16 protein-coding genes, 1 pseudogene and 1 riboswitch are annotated in these 14,402 nt (G+C 62.2%); of the genes and pseudogenes, 12 read left to right on the top strand and 5 right to left on the bottom strand.

Features of this window, described 5'->3' with window-relative positions:
* Positions 1–5 precede the first annotated feature (5 nt).
* The 4 genes from AC3B5Q_RS12960 (at position 6) to AC3B5Q_RS12945 (ending at position 3,203) form a co-directional block, all read left to right on the top strand.
* A complete protein-coding gene (locus AC3B5Q_RS12960; protein WP_021783814.1) occupies positions 6–479 on the top strand; it encodes a curlin in 474 nt (157 codons plus the stop codon).
* 15 nt (positions 480–494) lie between these two features.
* Entirely contained in the window at positions 495–1,940 is a 1,446-nt protein-coding gene (locus AC3B5Q_RS12955) for a curlin (protein WP_021783815.1), read from the top strand.
* Between the two features lie 159 nt (positions 1,941–2,099).
* The gene (gene alkB / locus AC3B5Q_RS12950; protein ID WP_028698267.1) at positions 2,100–2,747 is read left to right on the top strand and encodes a DNA oxidative demethylase AlkB; all 648 of its coding nucleotides are present in this window, start codon (positions 2,100–2,102) and stop codon (positions 2,745–2,747) included.
* Positions 2,748–2,915: 168 nt separating this feature from the next.
* Positions 2,916–3,203: a hypothetical protein gene (locus tag AC3B5Q_RS12945; RefSeq protein WP_021783817.1), complete on the top strand. Its 288-nt coding sequence runs from the start codon at positions 2,916–2,918 to the stop codon at positions 3,201–3,203.
* A gap of 122 nt (positions 3,204–3,325) precedes the next feature.
* On the opposite strand, the gene AC3B5Q_RS12940 is transcribed toward AC3B5Q_RS12945, so the two are convergent.
* From AC3B5Q_RS12940 to AC3B5Q_RS12925, 4 genes are all read right to left on the bottom strand, one after another.
* Positions 3,326–3,586: a DUF1652 domain-containing protein gene (locus AC3B5Q_RS12940; protein ID WP_103444459.1), complete on the bottom strand. Its 261-nt coding sequence runs from the start codon at positions 3,584–3,586 to the stop codon at positions 3,326–3,328.
* A 295-nt stretch (positions 3,587–3,881) separates the two neighbouring features.
* Positions 3,882–4,769 carry a pirin family protein gene (locus tag AC3B5Q_RS12935; protein WP_488393117.1) on the bottom strand — a complete coding sequence of 296 codons (888 nt, stop codon included), beginning with the start codon at positions 4,767–4,769 and terminating at the stop codon, positions 3,882–3,884.
* 96 nt (positions 4,770–4,865) lie between these two features.
* The gene (locus AC3B5Q_RS12930) at positions 4,866–5,738 is read right to left on the bottom strand and encodes an alpha/beta fold hydrolase (RefSeq protein WP_021783820.1); all 873 of its coding nucleotides are present in this window, start codon (positions 5,736–5,738) and stop codon (positions 4,866–4,868) included.
* A gap of 21 nt (positions 5,739–5,759) precedes the next feature.
* Positions 5,760–6,389 carry a LysE family translocator gene (locus AC3B5Q_RS12925; protein WP_021783821.1) on the bottom strand — a complete coding sequence of 210 codons (630 nt, stop codon included), beginning with the start codon at positions 6,387–6,389 and terminating at the stop codon, positions 5,760–5,762.
* Between the two features lie 124 nt (positions 6,390–6,513).
* On the opposite strand from AC3B5Q_RS12925, the gene AC3B5Q_RS12920 reads away from it, so the two are divergent.
* The 8 genes from AC3B5Q_RS12920 to AC3B5Q_RS12885 all read left to right on the top strand — a co-directional run bounded on the left by AC3B5Q_RS12920 (position 6,514) and on the right by AC3B5Q_RS12885 (position 13,904).
* A complete protein-coding gene (locus AC3B5Q_RS12920; protein ID WP_274119357.1) occupies positions 6,514–6,993 on the top strand; it encodes a GNAT family N-acetyltransferase in 480 nt (159 codons plus the stop codon).
* A gap of 105 nt (positions 6,994–7,098) precedes the next feature.
* A riboswitch (cobalamin riboswitch) is annotated at positions 7,099–7,321 on the top strand.
* Positions 7,322–7,415: 94 nt separating this feature from the next.
* Positions 7,416–7,604 carry a CbtB domain-containing protein gene (locus AC3B5Q_RS12915; RefSeq protein WP_021783823.1) on the top strand — a complete coding sequence of 63 codons (189 nt, stop codon included), beginning with the start codon at positions 7,416–7,418 and terminating at the stop codon, positions 7,602–7,604.
* Between the two features lie 9 nt (positions 7,605–7,613).
* Entirely contained in the window at positions 7,614–8,300 is a 687-nt protein-coding gene (locus tag AC3B5Q_RS12910; protein ID WP_021783824.1) for a CbtA family protein, read from the top strand.
* A complete protein-coding gene (locus AC3B5Q_RS12905; protein ID WP_103462457.1) occupies positions 8,300–8,686 on the top strand; it encodes a cobalamin biosynthesis protein in 387 nt (128 codons plus the stop codon). Before AC3B5Q_RS12910 ends, AC3B5Q_RS12905 begins: the two co-directional genes overlap by 1 nt.
* A 34-nt stretch (positions 8,687–8,720) precedes the next feature.
* The gene (gene cobM / locus AC3B5Q_RS12900) at positions 8,721–9,473 is read left to right on the top strand and encodes a precorrin-4 C(11)-methyltransferase (RefSeq protein ID WP_103469708.1); all 753 of its coding nucleotides are present in this window, start codon (positions 8,721–8,723) and stop codon (positions 9,471–9,473) included.
* A 66-nt stretch (positions 9,474–9,539) separates the two neighbouring features.
* A complete protein-coding gene (locus AC3B5Q_RS12895) occupies positions 9,540–9,782 on the top strand; it encodes a DUF1272 domain-containing protein (RefSeq protein WP_021783827.1) in 243 nt (80 codons plus the stop codon).
* Positions 9,783–10,003: 221 nt separating this feature from the next.
* Positions 10,004–10,618 carry a response regulator transcription factor gene (locus tag AC3B5Q_RS12890; protein WP_021783828.1) on the top strand — a complete coding sequence of 205 codons (615 nt, stop codon included), beginning with the start codon at positions 10,004–10,006 and terminating at the stop codon, positions 10,616–10,618.
* A 13-nt stretch (positions 10,619–10,631) separates the two neighbouring features.
* Positions 10,632–13,904: a transporter substrate-binding domain-containing protein gene (locus tag AC3B5Q_RS12885; protein ID WP_103444462.1), complete on the top strand. Its 3,273-nt coding sequence runs from the start codon at positions 10,632–10,634 to the stop codon at positions 13,902–13,904.
* Here AC3B5Q_RS12885 and AC3B5Q_RS12880 read toward each other — a convergent pair.
* Positions 13,879–14,298 (bottom strand): annotated as a pseudogene (locus AC3B5Q_RS12880) (methyl-accepting chemotaxis protein); the annotation flags it as partial. The gene AC3B5Q_RS12885 and the pseudogene AC3B5Q_RS12880 sit on opposite strands and share 26 nt — an antisense overlap.
* Positions 14,299–14,402 lie beyond the last annotated feature (104 nt).

The following is a 14,402-nucleotide window of genomic DNA, read 5'->3' as shown; positions in this document are numbered from 1 at the left end:
CTTCGATGAAACGGCTGTACTCCCTGTTGCTCTGCCTGGCCCTGGTGGGCCAGGCCTGCTGGGCAGAGGACCTGATGGACAATGCCGACCTCGCACCCGGCAACGACCTCGGTGAACCAGTGATCATCCGCCTGCTGCCGGCCGGTGCCGGCCAGGCTGCGGTGATCGAGCAACAAGGGTCAGGCAACCGCGCCGCCCTCGACCAGAACGGTCAGGCCCTGCTGGGCCGTATCGTCCAGTCTGGCGGTGCCCAGGAAGCGTACATCTTGCAGGAAGGCAGTGACCTGATGGCCATCATCAGCCAACAGGGAAATGGCAACAGCGCGTCGATTCGCCAGAGCGGCAGCAGCAACAGCGCCGCCATCGAGCAGATCGGCAACGACAACAGCGCCAGCATCGTGCAGTCCGGCTCGGGGCTCAACAGCTCCGTGACCCAGGCTGGCAATGGCCAGCATGTTCAGATCACCCAATACCGATAGACCTGGAGGCACCACATGTACAAGCTCGCTCCGTTAAGTGCCGCTATCGTCCTGGCCCTCGCAGGTCAGGCCATGGCTGCTGACAGCACCTCGTCCCAGACCCAGGACGGCAAGGAAAACATCGCCGAAGTCTCTCAGAGCCAGGCATCCTTCGCCTCCGCCACCCAGACCCAGACTGGCAAGGGCCACAATCACCTCGCCGTGCAGGCCGAAAGCACCAGCGATATTCAACAGAGCGCCACCGGCCAGTACAACGCCGGCTACGCTGAGCAACTGTTCGAGAACGGCAGCCAGATCACCCAGCAGGCCGCAGGCAGCTACAACGATGCCTTCGCCAGCCAGTCGATAGGGTTGAACAACGAGTCGCTGCAAACCCAGCAAGGCGTCGGCAACAGATCCACCGTGTGGCAGGACAGCCAGGAAGGCAGCAAAGCCACCAGCTGGCAATCCGGCCAGCGCAATGAGGCGTTCATCGAGCAGACCTTCGGTGGCAGCAACAATCGCAGCACCGTCAACCAGACTGGCCATGACAACTTCGCCACCACCGAGCACCTGAACCATGTCGGTGGCGATATCCAGATCTACCAGGATGGCCACGACAACTGGGCCTATGGCGACCAGCGTGAAGGCACCGGTGGCACCATTGCCATTGGACAGTACGGAGGCGGCAACTCGGTGGAAGTGTGGCAGGACACTCAGGTGGGTAGCCAGGCCTCCGTGGTCCAGACCGGCCAGCTGAACGAAGGCTATATCGACCAGAGCTTCGGCGTCAGCAACAAGGTCAGCCTGTCGCAGCAAGGCAACGCCAACGCCAGTTGGTCGGACCAGTTCGAGACCAACAATTCAAACACCACCATCACCCAGACCGGCAACAACAACCTGCATTTCACCTATCAGAATGGTGAAAACCTCAACCTCACCATCAACACCCAAGGCAATGGCAACAGCATCACCGCCAGTAACTGGAAAGGCGCCAAGATGGGTGGCCAGTTCGGTACCAACCAGAACGCCACCATCAACCAGACCGGCAATGGCAACGGCGTCAATCTGACCCAGAAGGGCGCTGACCAGCTGGCCACGCTGACTCAGACGGGTAAAGGCAACCAGATGTCGACCAAGCAGGATGACGTCAGCAACGAGCTGTACTTCGAACAGAACGGCACTGACAACATTCTGATCGCCGACCAGCGTGGTACCGACAACTATGCCTACGGCAGCAGCCAGGGCACCGGCAATACCATCACCCTCGACCAGTCCGGCTATAGCAACCAGAGCTACACCAACCAACTTTACGGAAGCGGCAACGAAGCCACCATCAAACAGACTGACAACATCAACGTCGCCTACGTGACCCAGGGAGGCCAAGGCAACATGGCGTTCGTCGACCAGAGCGGTGTCGCCCAATCCGCCACCATCACCCAGCTGGGCAACGCGAACCTGGCCACTGTGACCCAGCAGTAAACCGCTCCCCCTTGAACCGCGGTGCTCCTCTCCCTGGTGCCGCGGTTCCTTTTTCTGTTGTCCCGCCCTCTGCAATGTTTCGATCCGGTCAGCATGTGCAAGCCCTTGGGTTGTATCTGTCGAGGTACAATGGCAAACCGATCGAAGATGTGCAGCCGCATGATCCAGTCCGACCTCGACCTGTTCGGCCCCCAGCCGCAACCCCTGGCCAGCCATACCGTGCTGCTGCCTGGCTTTGCCCTGGCCGAAACCGAGGCGCTGCTCGATGCCCTGCGTCCGGTGTTGCGTGCCGCGCCGTTCCGGCACATGTACACCCCAGGAGGCCTGCGCATGGCAGTAGGGCTGACCAACTGCGGTACGTTGGGTTGGGTGAGTGATCAACACGGCTACCGATACAGCCCCAACGACCCACTCAGTGGCCAGCCCTGGCCCGCCCTGCCCCCGGTTCTGCTCGCGTTGGCCTCCCGCGCGGCAGCCATGGCCGGGTTTGACGGTTTCGTGCCGGATGCCTGCCTGGTCAACCATTACCTGCCAGGCACACGCCTGAGCCTGCACCAGGACCGCGACGAGCAGGATTTCGGCCAGCCGATCGTGTCGGTGTCGCTGGGTTTGCCAGCCGTGTTCCTGTTTGGCGGCCTGCAGCGTGCCGACAAGGCTCAGCGCATTGCACTGAGCCACGGCGATGTGCTGGTCTGGGGCGGCGAAGACCGCTTGCGCTTCCACGGCGTGCTACCGATCAAGCCCGGTGTCCATCCGCGCCTGGGTGAACGGCGGATCAACCTGACCTTGCGCAAGGCGGGTGCCTGAACAGGGTCAGTCCTCTGCCGCCCAGCGCAAAACAAGATGAACCCACATGAAACACATTGAACATCTTGGCCAGGCAAGCTTCGAATGATAAGCCGCCTACTTTTGTCTGGAGCCTGCCATGCCAAACCTGCCTGGTTCTTCGAGCCGCTGCACCGGAGCCATGTACCGATGAAGATGCCTGGCCGCGCCCCCAATGCCTCGCTGCAGCTCGATTACGTACGCGACACCCTGTTCGGCCCCGTGGCGCAAAGTGTGGAATGCCAATGCCAGCTGGCCACCCTCAACCTGCAAGGCCTCCCAGGGCTGCGCTTGCACATTTGCCCCCCATTGCCCGACAAGATCGACCGCGCTCACAGTGTGGCCTTCGTCTGGGATGGACGGAGTTACCATGGCGTGGTCCGTGACAAGGGTAAGTGCGGAGACGGTGGCCTGAACCTGTTGCTGGAACTGCAATAAGCCGAACAGCGGCAACCGGGGCGGCGCTGAGGCTGCCAGCGCTGATATCTGCGCGCTCTAATCAGCAGCCAGAATGCAAGAGCCCGGGCCAGCCTGGGCTGCCCCGGGCACGACAGGTGCGCTCAGGCAATGGCCTTGAGTGACGTCGGGTGGCTGTCACGCAGCGCATGCAGCTGCTCCACCAGGTTGACCAGATCACGGCAACTGTTGAGATCTTGCAGGGCGACCCCACTGAGGGTCACCCCTTGATCGAGATCCTGGCCCTGACCCAGGCGGATGGTCAGGTTGACGCCGTCCGGGCAGCTGACTTCACAGCGATCTGGCAAGCAGGCCTGCTCGATCATTTGCCGCATTTCTAGTATCGAAACGCCTATCAACGACATGGTACGACCCTCTCTGCGGGATGGCCTGTTGTTTGGGAGTACGCCTTTGTCGGGCGGGGCGCCAATTGATATTGCACATGCTCGGCCAGCTTTCCATGCGCCCGGGCAATGAGCTTGCGAGGAATCCTTTAGCACCTTAGTGGAAGATTCTCTGCGTGCGCCGTATGTTCGAATGCAATTGCAGACTTGACGACGAGTGGTCTCGGACGACACCGCATTGGCCAGGATCCAGCCGGGTCGCTGGGGAGATGGCCTGCCAGCGAAAGGGCCGGGGCAGGCCACCCAATCAACAGGATCAGTGCGCGGCACCTCCCCTCTCATCCTGCATCTGCCCAAACCGCCCGGCATGGAAATCATCGAACGACTCGGCAATCTCCGCCTGACTGTTCATCACGAATGGGCCGTAGCCGACAATCGGCTCATCGATTGGCTCACTGCTGAGCAGCAGCACACTGGCGCCGTCCAGCGCCTCGACGGCTACGTCTACACCCTCCCGGTCGAGCAGCACCAGGCTGGACGGGCCTGCTTCGCGCTCGCTATTGATTCGAACGTTACCTCGCAACACCACCAGCGCCGCATTGCGACCGGCAGCAACCGGCAACTGCAGGGTCGCGCCGGCGTTGAGCCGCAAATCCCACACATCCATCGCCGTGAAGGTCCGCGCCGGCCCCTGGTGCCCATGGTAGTCACCAGCAATCACCCGCAAGCTCCCGGCATCACCGTCCATCGCTACCACCGGAATTTCGCCGGCCAGCAGCGTCTGGTAGCCGGCCGCTGCACGCTTGTCCCGCGCCGGCAGGTTCACCCATAACTGGACCATTTCCAATGTGCCACCACTGCGGGCAAAGCCAGGAGAATGAAACTCTTCATGGATGATGCCGTTGGCAGCCGTCATCCACTGCACGTCACCAGGGCCGATCAAGCCGCCAGCACCGGTAGAGTCACGGTGCTCCAGTTCACCCTGGTAGACGATGGTCACCGTCTCGAAGCCGCGATGCGGATGCTGGCCTACACCGCGTCGGGCCTGGGTCGGGGCGAAATCATGCGGACCGGCGTAGTCCAGCAGCAGGAACGGGCTTATCCGGCTGGCCAGGTTGTCGTAGGTGAACAGGCTGCGCACCGGAAAACCATCACCCACCCAATGGGCGTGAGGGCTGCGGTGAATACCCAGAATCTTTTTCATGAGAAGGCTCCTCTCTTGGTTGAGATAACCTTATCAATGATGCCAATCAAGCGGTAGCTGACTAAAATGGCATGCTTCGTCCCACCTGCAGAACAGTCAAACCTGCAAGAAACCGAGCACCTGCTCGGCCGCCATGGCCGGGTCTTCCTGCATGAAACAGTGCCCACCGGGAACTTGCCGTGCGGTCACATTGCGGTTTAGCAGCGCCAGGCGATTCACCGAATGTGGCACAAAGGGATAGGTGTCTTCGCCATACAACACTCGTGTCGGCGTCCTGATTGCAGCCAGACTGGCCCACAAGCGTTTAGGGAACGAGCTGAAGATTTCCACTTCACGGCTGGGCCGGCACTTGAGCACCACAGCCTCGCCACAATCCCCGATGGCATGCTCGACATAGGCCTGCAGTGCCGCATGTGTCCAGCCTTTGAAGATGCCGCGCCCTTCCAGCGAGGCCAACGCCGACTCGCGATCGGGCCAGTGGCTGCGGCGGCTGGCAGCCTTGCGGGCCAGGCCGTGGCGCTGATGCAGGCCGACCAGGGCTGCCGCCCCCATCACGCCGATCATGCGTCGGCTGAACAGTACCGGGTCGAGCAGCACGGCACGTGCGAACAGTTGCGGCTCACTGCCCAGGATCAGCCCTGTGAGCACGCCACCGAAGCTGTGACCTACGGCAAACCGCTGTACGTCGCCATATTCGCCACGCCCGCCCTGAAAGGCCTCCACCGCCAAGGCAGCGGAGCGGTTCCAGCCGCGAAACACCCCGCCATGGTCACTGTCGCCATGGCCTTGAACGTCGCAAAGCCACAGGTCGAAATGCTCGCCCAGGCGCATCAGCAGCGGTTGATAGGTCAGGCAACAGAAGCCGTTGCCATGCAGGAAATGCAGCAGCGGTTTGCCACTGGCCGGGGTTCGCCAGCCACGCAGGGTGAAACCTTCGGCGCATTCGTGGGACCAGGGGATCAACTGCATGGGCTTACTGTACTCTCGGGGTCAGGAAAACGCTGATTCTACAAACAGCAGCGGGTACAGTGAAATCACCAGCAACAGGGCCATCACGACATTGAACAGCATCAGCCAGCGCGAATGCTGCAACAGGTTGCGCAGGGCGCTGCCGAACATCACCCATACCCCCACGCTCGGCAGGTTGACCAAAGCGAACAAGGCCGCAATGACGATCACGTTGGTTACATAGCCTTGCGCGGGTGTGTAGGTGGTAATCGCCCCCACCGCCATCACCCAGGCCTTCGGGTTGACCCACTGGAACGCCGCTGCTCCCCAGAAGCCCAGCGGTTTGCGGGCACTGGACGAGGCCGTGCCGACCGGCCCGGAAGTGGCGATCTTCCAGGCCAGGTACAGCAGATAGGCGGCGCCAGTGTAGCGCAGCACTGTGTACAGTGGCGGCCAGGCCTTGAACACCTCGCCCAGCCCCAGGCCGACGGCCAGTACCATCACCATGAAACCAAAGCTGATACCCAAGGCGTGAGGGACCGAGCGGCGCACGCCGAAGTTTACCCCCGAGGCCAGCAACATGGTGTTGTTGGGGCCTGGCGTGATGGAAGACACGAAGGCAAACAGCACGAAGGCGGTCAGCAGGTCGGCAGAGGCAAGCATGGCGGGCATTCCACTTTCTTTATAGGTGCTGTCACACTACCGGAGTCGCCTTTCCCAGCGACTGGTACAGTTTGATTAAATTACGTAGATACACATCACTGTATCGCCAATCCGGACCAAGGAAGCCGTCACCATGAGCCTCACCATTCGCCCTGCCGTGCATACCGATGCCGAGCAGATCCTCACCTTCATCACCGAACTGGCCGAATACGAACGCGCTCGCCACGAGGTAGTCGCCACCCTTGCCGACATCGAGCACAGCCTGTTCGAAGAAGGCAGCACTGTGCACGCCCTGATGTGCGAGCGTGATGGCCGTGCAATCGGCTTTGCCGTGTACTTCTACAGCTACTCGACCTGGCTCGGGCGCAATGGCATCTATCTGGAAGACCTGTACGTAACCCCCGAACAACGCGGCGATGGCGCTGGCCGGCAGTTGTTGCAGCACATTGCCCGCGAAGCGGTGGCGAACAACTGCGGGCGCCTGGAATGGAGCGTGCTGGACTGGAACGAGCCAGCGATCGGCTTCTACCAGAAACTGGGGGCCGAGGCGCAGGATGAGTGGGTGCGTTACCGGCTGGATGGCGACAAGCTGGCGGCATTCGCCCGCGGGTGAACGCCCGGTTCCTGCACTTCTGCCTGCGGGCCTGAGCCTGTAGTACCTGCTGTTCGACAGCCTCGCGCTGTGTATGACATTGACGCCAAGCCCGCCCCATGCTCTCCTTATGCCTCGCGTTCAGGTGCCCCTCACGGGGTGAAACGGGAAACCGGTGCGTCCCAGGCCCTTCTGCAGGGCCGGACAATGCCGGTGCTGCCCCCGCAACGGTAAGCGAGTGAAGCGTCTGTACCACTGTGCCTTGTAGTACGGCATGGGAAGGTGACGCGTTCCAGGAGCCCAGCTCTTCCTCGCAAGCCCGGAGACCGGCCTGACGTTCATGAACACCCCGCGGTGGGCGGGCGCTGTTGCATTCCCTTGGGCGACCACGTCCGGGGCTGCCGCGCTCGCCCGTTGCCCACAAAAAAGCAGAGGATCGCGTCATGCCCGTCACCAGCGCCAAACAACACAGCCTTGCTACCCCCGTTACCCTCAGCCGGCGTGTAACCATCGCCGTCGGTGCCAGCTTGCTGGGTCTGTGCCTGGTCTACTTTGCCGGGTTCTCGCACATTGAGGCCGTGCACAACGCCGCCCACGACACCCGCCACAGCGCCGCCTTCCCCTGCCACTGAGTACGCCTGATGATCACGCGCATTGCCCGTACTGCGGGCTTCAGCGGGCTCCTTGCAGCCCTGTTGCTGACCTTGCTGCAAAGCTTCTGGGTTGCTCCGCTGATTCTGGAGGCGGAAACCTACGAGTCCTCGGCCCCGGCCGCACACCACGAACACGGTAGCGAAGTGGCCGCTCATGAACACAGCGCCGAAGCCTGGTCGCCGGAAGACGGCTGGCAGCGCGTGCTGTCCACCACAGGCGGCAACCTGGTGGTCGCGGTCGGCTTCGCCCTGATCCTCGCCGCCCTTTACAGCCTTCGCGAGCCCAAACGCGCCGCCACTGGCGCATTGTGGGGGTTGGCTGGCTTCGCCGTGTTCTGCCTGGCCCCAACCCTGGGCTTGCCACCAGAACTGCCAGGTACTGCGGCCGCCGACCTGGGGCAACGCCAGACCTGGTGGGTCGGTACAGCCAGTGCCACTGCGCTGGGCCTGGCCTTGCTGGTGTTTGCCCGCCACTGGCTGCTGAAGGCGCTGGGCGCCGTGCTGCTGGTCATGCCTCATGTCATCGGTGCGCCGCAACCGGAGGTGCACGAAAGCCTGGCCCCCGAAGCATTGGAAACCCAGTTCAAAGTCGCCTCCTGGCTGACCAACGCCGCCTTCTGGCTGGCCTTGGGCCTGCTCAGCGCCTGGCTGTTCCGCCGTTCCAGCCAGGCTTGATGCCTGCCTTCTACGCTGGTTTTGGCTGCCGCCGGGGTTGCCCGGCGGACACCTTGCATCGCTTGCTGCACCAGGCTCTGGACGACCAGGGCCTGGCGTTGGCTGACCTGCGCGGCATCGCAAGCATCAGCCTGAAGGCCGACGAGCCCGGGTTGTTGCAACTGGCAGAGCACCTAGGTTTGCCTTTGGTGCTGTACCATGTCGCGCAACTGCAACCCTATGAACCACTGCTCAGCCACCGGTCCGCCGCTGCCTACCGGCACAGCGGCTGCTGGGGCGTAGCCGAGAGCGCGGCACTGGCCCTGGCCAGCCAGCGGCAGGGTACAGCCAGCCTGCTACTGACGCGCCAGGTACTGGGCCCGGCGACGCTCGCCCTGGCCTGCTGAACGTTTCGTACCCTCTTTCTTGCCAGGACTTAGCATGACCATCTACTTTATCGGTGCCGGCCCCGGCGACCCGGAGCTGATCACGGTCAAGGGCCAACGGCTGATTCGTCAGTGCCCAGTGATCATTTATGCCGGTTCACTGGTGCCCGCCGCCGTGCTCGAAGGCCACCAGGCCGAAACCGTGATCAACAGCGCCGAACTGCATCTGGAACAGATCATCGCTGCCATGCGCAGCGCGCACGAACAAGGTCAGGATGTGGCCCGGGTGCATAGCGGCGACCCCAGCCTGTACGGCGCCATCGGTGAGCAGATCCGCCACCTGCAGGCGCTAGGCATCGATTACCAGGTCATCCCCGGCGTTACCGCCACGGCAGCGAGCGCCGCCCTGCTCGGCTGCGAGCTGACCTTGCCTGAAGTGGCGCAGACGGTGATCCTCACCCGTTATGGCGACAGTTCGCCCATGCCACCTGGTGAGCAATTGGGCGACCTGGCGCGCCATGGCAGCACCCTGGCAATTCATCTGGGGGTCAAGCACCTGTCGCGCATTGTCGATGAGTTGGTGCCGCACTATGGCGCGCACTGCCCGGTTGCGGTGGTGCATCGGGCCACCTGGCCAGACCAGGATTGGGTGCGCGGCAACCTCGGTGACATTGTCGAACGCGTAGCGGCCAAGGATTTCCGGCGCACGGCGCTGATCCTGGTAGGTCATGTACTGGGGGATACGCCGTTCGCCGAATCGGCCTTGTACCGTGCCGGGCATGCCCACCTGTACCGCCCTGGCGACTGAACATTGCCAGCCTTGCCTCGGGCGTAGCAGACTCCGGGTTTCCGCCTGCGAACAGGAGTCATGCCCATGCTGGAGTTACGCCCCAACTGCGAGTGTTGTGATGCCGACCTGCCGGGTGACAGCCCCGACGCTCTGATCTGCTCCTTCGAATGCACGTTCTGCCGTGCCTGTGCCGAAACCCGCTTCCAAGGCCGCTGCCCGAATTGTACCGGGCAGTTGGTAGCCCGCCCGACGCGGGTCGGGCAGGCATTGGCCAACAACCCTGCCTCCACACTGCGTATACACAAACCGCACGCAGCCTGCGCCTGAGCAACTGCAAAGAATCGGCATCACCGCTGTTTCAGGGTGATGTCTTTCCTGTTTCTTGTAGGATTTTTCAACAATAAGCACTGAGGATTTCAACACTTCTATACTCGGCATTACCAAACTTCGGGAATGGTCGTATCGTGCAGCGCTTCCGATAACCCCACTTGCAGACGTATTCCTGAGTGTTCCAGGAAGCGGACCACATCCCTACAGGAGTTTTCCTCATGACAACCGTGCTGATCGTCGACGACCACCCTATTGTCCGGCTGTCCTTGCGCCTACTGCTCGAGCGCGAGCGCTTCCATGTCGTCGGCGAGGTCGGCAATGGCAGTGAAGTGGCTCAGGTAGCCCGCGAACTGCGCCCGGACGTGGTCATCCTCGACATCGGCCTGCCTGGCCTGGACGGTATGGAAGTCATCAAGCGATTGCAGAGCCTGGAGCCGGTACCGAAGATCATGGTGCTGACCGGCCAGGCCACTGACCTGTATGTACGCCGCTGCCTGGATGCCGGGATAGGCGCCTTCGTCACCAAGGAAGAGGACCACGAGGCTCTGCTGTTCGCCCTCAAGGCCCTGACCAAGGGTTATTCGACCTTTCCGCAGATGTCGGTCAACAGCAACTCGCTGGAGAGCGAGCCAGTGCGCCTGGCCAGTCTCTCCAACCGGGAAATGGAAGTGCTGCGGCGCCTCGCGCGCGGCGAGAACAACAAGAACATCGGCACTTGCATGAACCTCAGCGCGAAGACAATCAGCACCTATCGGGGCCGTATCATGGAAAAGCTCAAGACCGAGTCGCTGGTGGAAATGGTCGACCTGGCCAAGCGCAACAACGTCTATTGAGCGCTCGGCTGCCATGAAACAGCTGCTGGCGAGCGTCCTTCTGGCTCTAGGTCTGGCCAACTCCATGGTGCTGCAGGCCAGCAGCGAACCACGCCATCTGCTGGCACGCTCAATCAGTGCCGCTGCCCCGCTGGCGTTATCCGGCGAGGACCGCAACTGGCTGAAACAACACCAACGCCTGGTACTGGGCAGTGCGCGCCCCGACTACCCCCCGTTCGAAATCAACGTGAGTCAGCATGACTATGAGGGGTTGAGTGCAGACTACGCCGGCATCATCGGCGAACAGCTTGACATACCCATTGAAGTACGCCGTTTTGACAGCCGTCACGAGGCCATCACTGCCCTGCGTGATGGCCGTATCGACTTGCTGGGTAGCTCCAACGCTTTCGAAGCGGCGGACGCCCAACTTAGCCTGAGCACCCCCTATGCCGACGACCTGCCAGTGATCGTCACCCTCGAGGGGCGCAGCTTGAAAAGCACGCCCAACCTTGCCGGCCTGCGCCTGGCGATGGTCGATCATTACCTGCCGGCCGCCAGCGTTCGCGCCCAGTACCCCAAGGCGCAACTGAGCCTGTACCGCTCGACCCTGGCCGGGCTCGCTGCCGTCGTGCTGGGCGAGGCAGACGCCTATCTGGGCGATGCCATCAGCACCGACTACATGATCGGCAAAAGTTTTCAGGGCACGTTGAAAATCGACCATTTCTCCCAACTGGCCCCAGAAGCTTTTGCCTTCGCCATCGCCAGCGACAACCCGCGCTTGCATCGGCTGGTGGACAAGGCGCTGTCACGTATAAGCGAAAGTGAACGTTTGAACATTCTGCGCCGTTGGAGCAGTGGTAACACCAGCCTGCTGCTGCAGCGCCACCTCACTGCCTTGAGCGAAGAAGAAGAATCCTGGATCACCGCCCACCCCACGATCAGCGTACTGGTCAATACCTCGCTGGCACCTTTGACGTTCAATGATGCTCAGCACCGCCCTAGCGGTATCACCCTGGACCTGCTCAAGCAGATCTCATTGCGCACGGGGCTGCAGTTCAAACCGGTCGAGAGTGCTTCATCGCAGGTCATGATCGACCGCCTGGTCCACGGCGAGGCACAGATGATCGGCGCGCTGGGCTATGGCGCCGACCGCTTGAAGCAACTGCGCTACACCCGCCCCTACCTGGTCAGCCCGCGCGTGCTCGTCACCCGTGACGACGGCGAATCATCTGCACAGGCCAAGAACCTGGATGGCAAGCGCATCGCCTTGGTGCGCGGTTCCCCCCAGGAGGCCGTTTTGCAACAGCGATACCCACAGGCCGAGCTGGTCGAAGTTGACAACCCCCTCGCCCAGATGGAGGCCGTGGCCAACGGTGTTGCCGACGTGGCCCTGAGCAGCCATATCAATGCTACCTATTACATCAGCCATGTGTTCAAGGAACGTTTGCGCATCGCCGGCGTGCTCGACGATGCCCCGGCCATTGCCGCTTTTGCCGTAGCCGCCGACCAGCCCCAGTTGCAGGCCATTCTCGACAAGGCGCTGCTAAGCATTCCGCCTGAAGAACTCGACCAACTGATCAACCGCTGGCGTACCAGCACACTGGTGAGCGACAGCCCATGGCGCGACTACCGCACCCTGGCCTTGCAGGTGCTCGTACTGTCGGCCCTGCTGCTGGCCGGGGTGGTGTTCTGGAACAGCTACCTGCGCAAGCTGATCAACCAGCGAACCGAGGCACAGCACGCGCTGCAGGCACAGCTTGCGCTGAGCCGCGGGCTGCTGGAGCAGTTACGCCAGGCCAAGGACGACGCTGAACAGGCCAGCCAGACCAAAAGCACCTTCCTGGCCACCATGAGCCATGAAATCCGTACCCCGATGAATGCCGTGATCGGTCTGCTGGAACTGGCCCTGGAAGATAGCCGCAGCGGCCGCAGCGACTCCCAGACCTTGCAGACCGCCCATGATTCGGCCATTGGCCTGCTTGAGCTGATTGGCGATATTCTCGATATTTCTCGCATCGAATCCGGGCACATCAGCCTGCAGCCGGTGCCTACCAATCTGGTCGAGCTGGTGCGCGCCACGCTGCGGGTGTTCGAAGGCAATGCCCGGGCCAAAGGGTTGCATCTGCAGGGCGAGCTGCCGGCAGAACCGGTATGGGTGCTGGCTGACCCACTGCGACTCAAACAAATTCTGTCCAACCTGATCAGCAACGCCATCAAGTTCACCGACCGTGGTGAAGTCCAGGCATGTCTGCTGCTACCCAAAGTTGCCGGCCACGGCAATCTGGCAATCGAGCTGAATGTGCGCGACACCGGCATCGGCATCAGTCCCGCCGACCAGGCCAGGCTGTTCAATGCCTTCGTTCAGGTCGATGGGCCCAGGGCACGTCAAGGGGCTGGCTTGGGGTTGGTCATCAGCCGTACCCTGGCCGAACTGATGGGCGGCTCCTTGAGCCTTCAGAGCGTCGAGGGCGTTGGCACCCGGGTGCAAGTCAACCTGCAGTTGCCCGTCTGCGCAGCACCGGCACAAGCGGAAGAGCAACTCACGGCGCCTGAAAGCAGCAGCGGCCCGCTCAATATCCTGGTGGTCGACGACTACCCGGCCAACCTGCTATTGCTGGAACGGCAACTGCAAACCCTGGGACACCACGTGACACTGGCGGAAAATGGCGAAATCGCCCTCGCACGCTGGCAGGACGCGAGTTTCGACCTGGTGATTACCGATTGCAGCATGCCGGTCATGGACGGGCATGAACTCACCCGGCGCATTCGCAGCCTGGAGGTCGAGCGCGGCCTGCCGGCAGGCCGTATTCTTGGGGTAACCGCCAACGCCCAGGCCGAGGAGCGTACTCGCTGCCTGGCCAGCGGCATGGACGAATGCCTGTTCAAGCCGATTGGCTTGCGCACACTCAAGACCCATCTGCCCCTGGTGCACCCTCAGCAGCCGTCGCCGGCCCCCTGCCATAGTGGGTTCGACCTGGCCGAATTGCGCCACCTGACCCAGGACGACGAACAGTTGACGCGGCATTTGCTGGAGCAATTGTCGATCAGTGTCGGTGAAGACCTGGCCGCCCTGCGCGCCTTGGCAACAGACGCCCCTGATGACGCAGTGCGTGCCTTGGCCCACCGCATCAAGGGTGGCGCCAAAATGATCAGGGTGCGCACCGTGGTCAAAGACTGTGAAGCTATCGAACACGCACACGCACTAGGGCTGCCGACCGCCGAACAACGCGCGCAACTGCAAGTCAGCCTGCAGGCACTGCTTGACGAGATGCGCGAGGCGCTCAGTGCAATTGCAGCGTCGAGCTGATCTGGCTGATGGCATCCACGACGTGCCGTGAGCCTTGCTGGATTTCCATGATCACCGTGCCCGCCTCATTGGCCAACGCCACGCCGTGACCGGTGCGGTTGAGGCTCGATTGCATACTGGCCACTGCCAATAGCGACAGGTCGTGGTTCTGCCGCACCACATCGACAATTTCCAGGGTGGCCTTGCTGGTTCGCGCGGCCAGGTTGCGCACCTCATCGGCCACCACGGCAAAGCCGCGCCCGTGCTCGCCGGCACGTGCAGCCTCGATGGCTGCGTTAAGGGCCAACAGGTTGGTCTGGTCGGCAATGCCACGGATGGTCAGCACAATCTGCCCGATCACATCCGACTGCTTGTTCACCGCATCGATGCTGCGCGCTGCGTCGTTAAGCTCTTGGGAAATCTGCTCGATTACCTGCACCGCCTGTTGCACCACCTCGGTACCTTTGCGCGCGCAGGCATCGGTCTGCACCGAACTGGCATGAGCGGCATGGGCGGCGC

The organism is Pseudomonas sp. D5(2026) (assembly GCF_057766845.1).
This window is presented reverse-complemented; position numbering and strand designations above follow the sequence as displayed.

Coding starts and splice junctions, on each gene's coding strand:
- AC3B5Q_RS12960 (WP_021783814.1), top strand. CDS start 6: ATGAAACGGCTGTACTCCCTGTTGCTCTGCCTGGCCCTGGTGGGCCAG.
- AC3B5Q_RS12955 (WP_021783815.1), top strand. CDS start 495: ATGTACAAGCTCGCTCCGTTAAGTGCCGCTATCGTCCTGGCCCTCGCA.
- alkB (WP_028698267.1), top strand. CDS start 2,100: ATGATCCAGTCCGACCTCGACCTGTTCGGCCCCCAGCCGCAACCCCTG.
- AC3B5Q_RS12945 (WP_021783817.1), top strand. CDS start 2,916: ATGAAGATGCCTGGCCGCGCCCCCAATGCCTCGCTGCAGCTCGATTAC.
- AC3B5Q_RS12940 (WP_103444459.1), bottom strand. CDS start 3,586: ATGTCGTTGATAGGCGTTTCGATACTAGAAATGCGGCAAATGATCGAG.
- AC3B5Q_RS12935 (WP_488393117.1), bottom strand. CDS start 4,769: ATGAAAAAGATTCTGGGTATTCACCGCAGCCCTCACGCCCATTGGGTG.
- AC3B5Q_RS12930 (WP_021783820.1), bottom strand. CDS start 5,738: ATGCAGTTGATCCCCTGGTCCCACGAATGCGCCGAAGGTTTCACCCTG.
- AC3B5Q_RS12925 (WP_021783821.1), bottom strand. CDS start 6,389: ATGCCCGCCATGCTTGCCTCTGCCGACCTGCTGACCGCCTTCGTGCTG.
- AC3B5Q_RS12920 (WP_274119357.1), top strand. CDS start 6,514: ATGAGCCTCACCATTCGCCCTGCCGTGCATACCGATGCCGAGCAGATC.
- AC3B5Q_RS12915 (WP_021783823.1), top strand. CDS start 7,416: ATGCCCGTCACCAGCGCCAAACAACACAGCCTTGCTACCCCCGTTACC.
- AC3B5Q_RS12910 (WP_021783824.1), top strand. CDS start 7,614: ATGATCACGCGCATTGCCCGTACTGCGGGCTTCAGCGGGCTCCTTGCA.
- AC3B5Q_RS12905 (WP_103462457.1), top strand. CDS start 8,300: ATGCCTGCCTTCTACGCTGGTTTTGGCTGCCGCCGGGGTTGCCCGGCG.
- cobM (WP_103469708.1), top strand. CDS start 8,721: ATGACCATCTACTTTATCGGTGCCGGCCCCGGCGACCCGGAGCTGATC.
- AC3B5Q_RS12895 (WP_021783827.1), top strand. CDS start 9,540: ATGCTGGAGTTACGCCCCAACTGCGAGTGTTGTGATGCCGACCTGCCG.
- AC3B5Q_RS12890 (WP_021783828.1), top strand. CDS start 10,004: ATGACAACCGTGCTGATCGTCGACGACCACCCTATTGTCCGGCTGTCC.
- AC3B5Q_RS12885 (WP_103444462.1), top strand. CDS start 10,632: ATGAAACAGCTGCTGGCGAGCGTCCTTCTGGCTCTAGGTCTGGCCAAC.